This window comes from Candidatus Cloacimonadota bacterium, from assembly GCA_011372345.1.
Lineage (GTDB): Bacteria > Cloacimonadota > Cloacimonadia > Cloacimonadales > TCS61 > DRTC01.
On record DRTC01000053.1, the window covers coordinates 1 to 7,501 of the forward strand.

Annotated in this window: 8 protein-coding genes; 2 read left to right on the forward strand and 6 right to left on the reverse strand. The window is 36.0% G+C overall.

What is annotated here, in order from left to right:
• Positions 1 to 165 precede the first annotated feature (165 nt).
• Genes ENL20_00865 through ENL20_00890 form a run of 6 tightly spaced genes read right to left on the reverse strand, consistent with a single transcriptional unit; the run spans position 166 to position 5,166 of the window.
• A complete protein-coding gene (locus tag ENL20_00865) occupies positions 166 to 2,640 on the reverse strand; it encodes a hypothetical protein (GenBank protein ID HHE37112.1) in 2,475 nt (824 codons plus the stop codon).
• The gene (lspA, locus tag ENL20_00870) at positions 2,637 to 3,125 is read right to left on the reverse strand and encodes a signal peptidase II (protein ID HHE37113.1); all 489 of its coding nucleotides are present in this window, start codon (positions 3,123 to 3,125) and stop codon (positions 2,637 to 2,639) included. The genes ENL20_00865 and lspA overlap by 4 nt, the downstream gene beginning before the upstream one ends.
• Positions 3,125 to 3,526, reverse strand: coding sequence for a hypothetical protein (locus ENL20_00875; protein HHE37114.1), 402 nt, complete (start codon positions 3,524 to 3,526; stop codon positions 3,125 to 3,127). The genes lspA and ENL20_00875 overlap by 1 nt, the downstream gene beginning before the upstream one ends.
• Positions 3,527 to 3,538: 12 nt before the next feature.
• Entirely contained in the window at positions 3,539 to 4,351 is an 813-nt protein-coding gene (locus ENL20_00880) for a purine-nucleoside phosphorylase (protein HHE37115.1), read from the reverse strand.
• A 14-nt stretch (positions 4,352 to 4,365) separates the two neighbouring features.
• On the reverse strand, positions 4,366 to 4,605 hold the full coding sequence (locus ENL20_00885) for a YggT family protein (GenBank protein HHE37116.1): 240 nt from the start codon (positions 4,603 to 4,605) through the stop codon (positions 4,366 to 4,368).
• A 3-nt stretch (positions 4,606 to 4,608) separates the two neighbouring features.
• A complete protein-coding gene (locus tag ENL20_00890) occupies positions 4,609 to 5,166 on the reverse strand; it encodes a thymidine kinase (GenBank protein ID HHE37117.1) in 558 nt (185 codons plus the stop codon).
• Between the two features lie 312 nt (positions 5,167 to 5,478).
• Here ENL20_00890 and ENL20_00895 point away from each other — a divergent pair, with 312 nt between their 5' ends.
• Positions 5,479 to 6,381, forward strand: coding sequence for a phosphate/phosphite/phosphonate ABC transporter substrate-binding protein (locus ENL20_00895; GenBank protein HHE37118.1), 903 nt, complete (start codon positions 5,479 to 5,481; stop codon positions 6,379 to 6,381).
• Between the two features lie 120 nt (positions 6,382 to 6,501).
• Entirely contained in the window at positions 6,502 to 7,269 is a 768-nt protein-coding gene (gene phnC / locus ENL20_00900) for a phosphonate ABC transporter ATP-binding protein (GenBank protein ID HHE37119.1), read from the forward strand.
• The last annotated feature ends 232 nt before the right edge of the window (positions 7,270 to 7,501 follow it).

A 7,501-nucleotide genomic window follows, 5' to 3' on the forward strand; every position in this document is an offset into this window, starting at 1 on the left:
CGGCTGGATTATAAAATATGGCATTAGCATCATCTGATATCGAGTAATAAACTCCACCCATTGCTCTGGCTCGCGGAGATGGTTCGTAATCGTCAAAAACAGGGAACAGGTTCATTCCAACCAGGATTATTATTAGAGTTGTTATTGCTTTCATTATTTCACCTCCTATTTGAGCGGAGCACCGATAACAATTGGTGCTTTTGCTGATTTCTTTTTACCGGTTCCGGTTTCGATCGTTTCCAGATAGCAGATATATAATCCCAACGGAAGAAGTTTGCCGTATTTATTTTTCCCGTTCCATTCATAATACCAGTTGTATGGATCAGAAGGTGGATTTTCCGGATCAGGAAAATAATTGAAAAATTCATTTTTGGGTGTGAAGACCAGCTTTCCTTCTGCACTATAGATGCGTAAAATTGCTCTGTCCTTATCCTGAGAATTAAATCTTATCCGAATAGATTCACCTGAATAAGGATTGAACGGTTTGGCAGGTACTTTCAGGATCGCTGTATGACTTAAAACTGGATAGGTATATGTTCCCAGATCCATTTCGTAAGTTGTTAATGAAGAATCATCTTTCGCAAAAACTCCGATATTGACCGTAACTCCCGATGATTGACCGGGAATAAATCCATAAAATAAAGTCGAATCAGCTTCATTCTTGAAAAGGTTTGCTTCAAAGACTTGATCGCTGAAATCTAAAGTATATAATAAATTCTGATCAACAACTGAACCATCATCATCGATGATGTTCATCTGAACATTTAAAGTATCATTTGGTTCGGGAGTATTAAGCAGGATAAAGTTGGAAACGATCGGTCTGTGCTTGGTTACTGTAATTAATTTCGTGTCCGTAATCTCATTTCCTTCATCATCGACAGCCCAGACATAGATCACATAATTCGCTTCCTCGTCAGTTAATGTTTCTACTGCTGGAATTACAGCGGTATATTCATAATTACCAATATCTGTTAATGTTGTATCAATAAGTTCTGTTTCATATTCAAATCGGTAAGATAATCTGGTGCTGTCAATAGTTCCGTCATAATCAATGATTTTTGTAGTGATCGTTATTTCATCATCAACAAACGGATTCTCCGGAATGTTCTCAATATAAACAATGACTGGAATAGTGAGATCAATAATAACATCTTCCTGGTATCCCGGAATTACCTGCGAATCATCATTATAAGAATCGACAATGCCATGAGCTGTAATGGGAATTCCTGTAGTCAGATTTGACACATCGATTCCGGTCGTATCCCAGACCCGAACAGTTGTTTCATATCCTTCTTCATCGATAATGTTCAGGTTGAAACCTCCTCCGGCATAATATGGTTCTTCGGTCAGACTTCCTGAAATACTGATAAATGTTCCTTCCCAGGTTTCATAATCCTGCATTTCATTGATAGTCATTGGAATTATGGGAACTTCCTGGTCGGTAGCAATGACAGTATAAGTAAAATCAGTGATTTCGGTTGTTTCCTCATATTGAGTAACAGTTCCTGTAAGTTCTATCAAACTTCCTCTAACGATATCAGGAAGCTCATCAAAGTCAAAAATATTTATTCCTTTTCCGGATTCATCCTGCATATAAGCGTTGGTCATACCTGTCTGAATTTGATTAACACCAATAGTTACGATTCCGAGAACTGTTACAGTCTGACCTTCGTAGAGTTCCTGATTTGCCTGGATATCTGCGATCTGATCAAAAGTTTGTTCTTCAAAACCAGCGAAAGATATCGTGCTGTTATCTTCGATCGGATTTCCTGCCAAATCCTGGATATTATTGACTGTTACTGTGTATAGCAGATTTTCCGTTTGTGTAGAAGTTTCAAATTCAACTGTTTTTTCATTAGCCTGGAGAGTAGCTGAGAGGATCTGTAAACCATTATCGATCGCGTAATTCCCAATATCTTCAGCAGTTCCGACACTAACTTCTTCGCTGTAAGTGATTTGAAATGAAGTAGTAGAAAGAGCAATCGCATTTGATATTGTTGGAGGAGTTGTATCCTCTCCAAAATCAAAAGTATGATTTCCCAGATCACTGAAATAATCCTCATCATGAACTTCCCATTCGGAATCAAGTTCATTCGTTCCAGCGGATAATGACCAATCTGCATTTCCACTGGCAATCGATGATTTTCTGATCAGAGTATGATTTTTAGTTGCATCAGAAACTCCTGCAACTTCCCACCCGGAACCTGGATCTTCGTCAGGAATACCGATAACATCGATCAGGATTTCTTCTTTGTTGACGATTTTGAATAATCCTCGAGCATCATCTCCATTAAATGCAGCGAAATAATCTAAAGAAGCTGATGACAAGGTCTCATCCGCTTGATTTAAAATAATAAAATTCGAATTTTCATTAGCAATGACCCAGACATCTCCATCCGAAATTGTTGCTCCTGCCGGAAATGTATAATGAGTATCTTTCCAACCACCACCATTGGTGGAATGTCTGATAATATAATCGGAAAGTTCGACTTCAGTTCCGGTTCCGTTAAAAATTTCCAAAGCTTTATTATTTGAAGAACCTTCTATATATTCAGAGAAGAAAAGGTCCGTTGCCTGGGCAAATAAAAGTTTTGAAAAAATCATCAGCATAATTATCATTACGAAATGTATTTTTTTCATGTTTCCTCCACAGTTTTTCTGGTAAAAAAGACTGAATGCACGATCATAATTGTGATCGCAATTACGATAGAACTATCAGCAATATTAAAAACAGGCCATCTTTCCATAAAAATATCAGGAAAATCACAAGACAGGAAATCGGTTACTTTACCGAAAATTATTCTGTCGATCAAATTTCCGATCGCACCACCAAGTATCAAAGCAAAGGCAATTTTCTCAATTTTTGATTTTGATTTACTATTCAAATATATCAGTAGAACAATGGCAATGATACTTACACAAATAAAAATTATTCTATTAACGACATCGTTCCCCAATGATATACTGAAAGCAGCACCTGTATTTTCAACATGATGAAGCCAGAAGATTTTTTTTGTTACTTCTATAATTTTTCCGACATCGAGATAGTTCCTGATAAGAAGTTTAGAGATTTGATCCAGTAAAATCACTAAAATCGTTATCCAAATATACTGGATTTTTTTCATTACCTTTTTCTTCTTTTTGCTTTCTGTTCTTCCTTTGATTTACAATCGATACAAAATTTTGCATAAGGAACGACTTTGAGTCTTTTATCCGAGATATATTTTCCGCAGATCTCACAGATGCCGTAACTTTTTTCGTAAATTCTTTTAAGAGCAAAGTTGATCTTTTTGAGTTTATCAATTTCCTGGTTCAGATGATAAACTCTTTTTTCCGCTTCGTCAGTATCCGTTCCCATATCTGCCTGGTGAAAGGAATATGAAGAAAGGTCTCCACTCCTGTTTTTGGAACCTTTTTTTTGCAGATCATCTATACTTTGAATGATCCTTGATGTTTGTAACTTCTCTTCCATTAATATTTTTTCATAACTTTCTAATTTTTTAGGACTTAAATTTTTTGCAGACATAATTGTTCCTTTCTATATTTTTTTTATTAAATTTATTATTAAATTTTCAAGATTTATCCTGGCTTTAGCAGCATTTTTGTTAATTTCTTCCTGAGTATGAGGTTCGGAATGGAAAATATTGCTTAAATTTGTGACCGCAGAAATTGCTAATATTTTCATCCCGCTGTGAATACCGACGATTACTTCCGGTACGGTTGACATCCCAACCAGATCGGCTCCCATTTTTGCCATCATTAAACATTCAGCTTTTGTTTCCAAACTTGGACCAGAAACTGCGACATACACGCCAGTTTTCAGATCAAAGTTATTTTCTTTAGAGATAGATATAGCGATATCTCTCATTTTTTTATCATAAGGTTCGTTCATACTTGGAAAACGAGGTCCTAATTCCTCGAAATTCTCACCGATCAAAGGATTTGTTCCCATCAAATTAATATGATCTTCTATCAGAATAAGATCTCCGGGCAATAATTCTTTATTCAAACTTCCTGAGGCATTCGTCAGGATCAATTTCTTAACTCCAAGCGCCCTTAATACCCTAATGGGAAAAACTACATCATTCATGGAATATCCTTCATAAAAATGAAGTCTTCCCTGCATAATAATTATCTCTTTGTTTTGAATATTTCCCACAATCAGCTTTCCCTTATGCATGGGAGCTGTAGAAACAGGAAAACCGGGAATTTCAGAATAAGAAATAATAATAGGATTTTTGATGATTTCGGCAATCGTATTTAATCCTGTTCCCAAAATCAAAGCTATTTCGGTTTTGAAATTTATTTTTTCCCGCAGAAAATGAACAGCATTATCGATTTTATTTAACATTGATTGACCTATATCTATCTAATAAAACCTGAAATAATTTGAATTAAGATAATTGCGATAAAAGGGGAAAAATCAATTCCCGGAGTTGGGACAAGTTTTCTGATTCGTCCTAAAACAGGTTCTGTAATTCTGATCAGAAGCTGATATAAGGGATTATATGGATCAGGAGAGAACCAGGATAAAATCGCTCTTAAAATAATGAGGATCATATAAATATCAAGGACTCTGATTATTATAAATCTAAAAAAATCCATATCTTAAAATACCTCATGACAATTTCGACAACGAGCTTCATAAATATCCGATGCTCCGACAATTATAGTGTCTTTATCGTGCGTTAGTCGTTGTGTTCTACTGGCTGGATTTCCGCATTTAACACAGATTGCATTCAGTTTTGTGATATATTCGGCTATCGCCAGAAGTTGTGGCATCGGTCCAAAAGGTTTTCCTCTGTAATCCTGATCTAAACCGGCTACGACAACTCTTTTTCCTGAATCAGCCAATTCTGTGCAAACCTTCAGGATTTCATCATCAAAAAACTGAACTTCGTCGATAGCAACTACTTCCGTTTCTTTTTTTATTAACGGCAGTATTTCTTCAGCTTTCTCAACTTTCTGGGATTGGATCTTCATTTGATTGTGAGAGACAATATGCTCATCATCAAACCTGTTATCGATTTTCGGTTTAAAAACCTGACATTTCTGTCTGGCAAATTCCGTTCTGTGAATTCGGCGGATCAACTCTTCGGTTTTCCCGCTGAACATACTTCCACAAATGACTTCTATCCAGCCCGTCTTATTACTAATAATATTCATTCAACAACCTCAAGCGGACATTTATTTTTAGATACTGTTTTTTCGTCAAATTTTTTCATTATGAATTCAGTTTAAGGCAAAATAGTTTAATTTTCTTGACTTTAAAATGAGTTCATAATTTCTAAATTCAAAAATAAATGTTTCAAAATTTATGAAGAATTATGAAACAGGAATTATTAGCCACGCAGTTCAGAAAGAATCGCGAAATTATAAAATACTTATTGTAAATTCTTGTTCTTGGTGGCAAAGGTAGTGTAACATAATTTATGAAAGATTATGAGAAGTATTTTGTGGTAAATTGAAGGAGTTTTTATGAAAATAAACAGGTTAGCATTTTTACTGATTGCATCAATATTCTTAAGCTGCACTCAAAAAGCAGAATTAGGAACTAAGAAAAATCCCATCAAAATGTATTTCGTACCCTCGATGGAAGCTGGAAAGATCATTACCAGCGGTAAAGAAATCGCAGATTATCTTACTGATAAAACAGGATATTTCTTCAATGTTGCGGTTCCGACCAGTTATGCAGCAGTCATCGAAGCCATGGGAACTGATGAAACAGATATTGCCTGGTTGGCAACTTTTGCTTATGTTCTGGCAAATGAGAAATTTGATGCGCAAGTTGAATTGATGACTGTTCGTAAAGGTTTGAAGCAATACAAAGGTCAATTTGTTGCTCTTGCAGATAGCGATCTGAAATCTCTGGAAGATATCGAAGGGAAAACAATTGCTTATACGGATTATGCTTCAACTTCAGGATATATTTATCCATCGGCACTCTTAAAAAAGAAAAATATCAAACCGGGAAAGGAATTTAAAGCAGGAGGTCATCCGCAGGCAATTTTAGCTGTTTACCAGGGAACTGCGGATGTCGGTTGTACTTACTGGTCTCCTGAAGATGAAAACGGAATTCCGCAGGATGCCCGGAATGCAGTTTTGGAAACATATCCCGATGTATTGGAAAGAGTTAAAATAATCGGATTTACAGATTGGATTCCCAATGATACGGTTACATTCAGGAAAAATTTTCCTGCTGAAATGAAGGAAAAAATCGTTAATTCTCTTTTGGAATTCGCAAAATCCGAAAAAGGGAAAGAAACTTTAGAAAACCTCTTTAATATCAGCGATCTCGTAAGAGCAACAGATACTGATTATGATATTGTCAGGGAAACTTTACAGACAATCGGTCAAGATGCAGATTCGTTTATAAAGTAAGAAACCTTGCGAATTGTTAAAATCTCCGAAGGAGATTAAGACCTTCACAATGGTTGAAACTGAAAATACCGACCATTACGGAGGTCTCGTTCCTCAACCATCCGTAAGATCTTGAGACAAATGAAAGAAATATTATCGTTAAAAAAACTGAATAAAATTTATACAGGTGGAGTTCATGCCATAAAAGATGTCGATCTTTCGGTTCAGGAAGGAGAATTCTTAATCCTTCTTGGTCTGTCAGGATCAGGGAAATCAACTTTATTAAGATGTATCAATCGTTTGATCGAACCGAGTTCCGGGAATGTTTTTTTTGAAGGAAATAATATCATCTCTGCCAAAGGAGTTCAGCTTCGAAAAATTCGTCGTCAGATCGGAATGATCTTTCAACAATTCAATCTGATCAAGAATTTATCTGCATTAATGAATGTTTTTACGGGTAAACTCGGTTATGTTTCCATTGGACATTCTTTAACTTTTTCTCAACATCATGAGGATTTAAAATTCGCATTGGAAAATCTGAAAAGAGTCGGTCTGCTTGCTTTCAAAGATAAAAAGGTTAAAAATTTAAGTGGTGGTCAGCAGCAGCGAGTTGCAATTGCTCGTGCTTTGATGCAGAATCCGAAACTGATTTTAGCTGATGAACCTGTTGCCAGCCTCGATCCGGCAACTGCAGATTCGGTGATGAAATATCTCGGAGATCTGAATAAGAAAGACAAAATCACGGTTATCTGTTCGCTGCATTTTTTGAGTTTAGCAAGGAAATATGGAACCAGGGTTATAGCTTTGAAGGATGGACAGATCGTTTTTGATGGAACTCCGATCGAGATCGATGAGAAGAGATTCAAGGAAATTTATGGGGAAGATGCGGAAGAGGTAGAGATAAGATGATTAATAAACTATTGAAATGGTTGAGCAGGTTTTCGTTTTTTTATTTATCACCCAAACAGGTAGTGTATCATAATTTATGAAAAATTATGAAAAACTTATGCTGCCTTTCCGAAGCTTCTCATGAAGATATTCTTATCACTAAGATTCGGAAAGTTAGGGGCATTCACATCCTTCCGAATCTTTATGTATGAACAAGTGAAAGAAAGCTTCGGAAGAAGGTAGAGTATCATAA

What these genes read in the sequence shown, in the direction of transcription:
- ENL20_00885 (HHE37116.1), bottom strand. Translation starts at nt 4,605, where the DNA reads ATGGATTTTTTTAGATTTATAATAATCAGAGTCCTTGATATTTATATG.
- phnC (HHE37119.1), top strand. Translation starts at nt 6,502, where the DNA reads ATGAAAGAAATATTATCGTTAAAAAAACTGAATAAAATTTATACAGGT.
- lspA (HHE37113.1), bottom strand. Translation starts at nt 3,125, where the DNA reads ATGAAAAAAATCCAGTATATTTGGATAACGATTTTAGTGATTTTACTG.
- ENL20_00875 (HHE37114.1), bottom strand. Translation starts at nt 3,526, where the DNA reads ATGTCTGCAAAAAATTTAAGTCCTAAAAAATTAGAAAGTTATGAAAAA.
- ENL20_00865 (HHE37112.1), bottom strand. Translation starts at nt 2,640, where the DNA reads ATGAAAAAAATACATTTCGTAATGATAATTATGCTGATGATTTTTTCA.
- ENL20_00880 (HHE37115.1), bottom strand. Translation starts at nt 4,351, where the DNA reads ATGTTAAATAAAATCGATAATGCTGTTCATTTTCTGCGGGAAAAAATA.
- ENL20_00895 (HHE37118.1), top strand. Translation starts at nt 5,479, where the DNA reads ATGAAAATAAACAGGTTAGCATTTTTACTGATTGCATCAATATTCTTA.
- ENL20_00890 (HHE37117.1), bottom strand. Translation starts at nt 5,166, where the DNA reads ATGAATATTATTAGTAATAAGACGGGCTGGATAGAAGTCATTTGTGGA.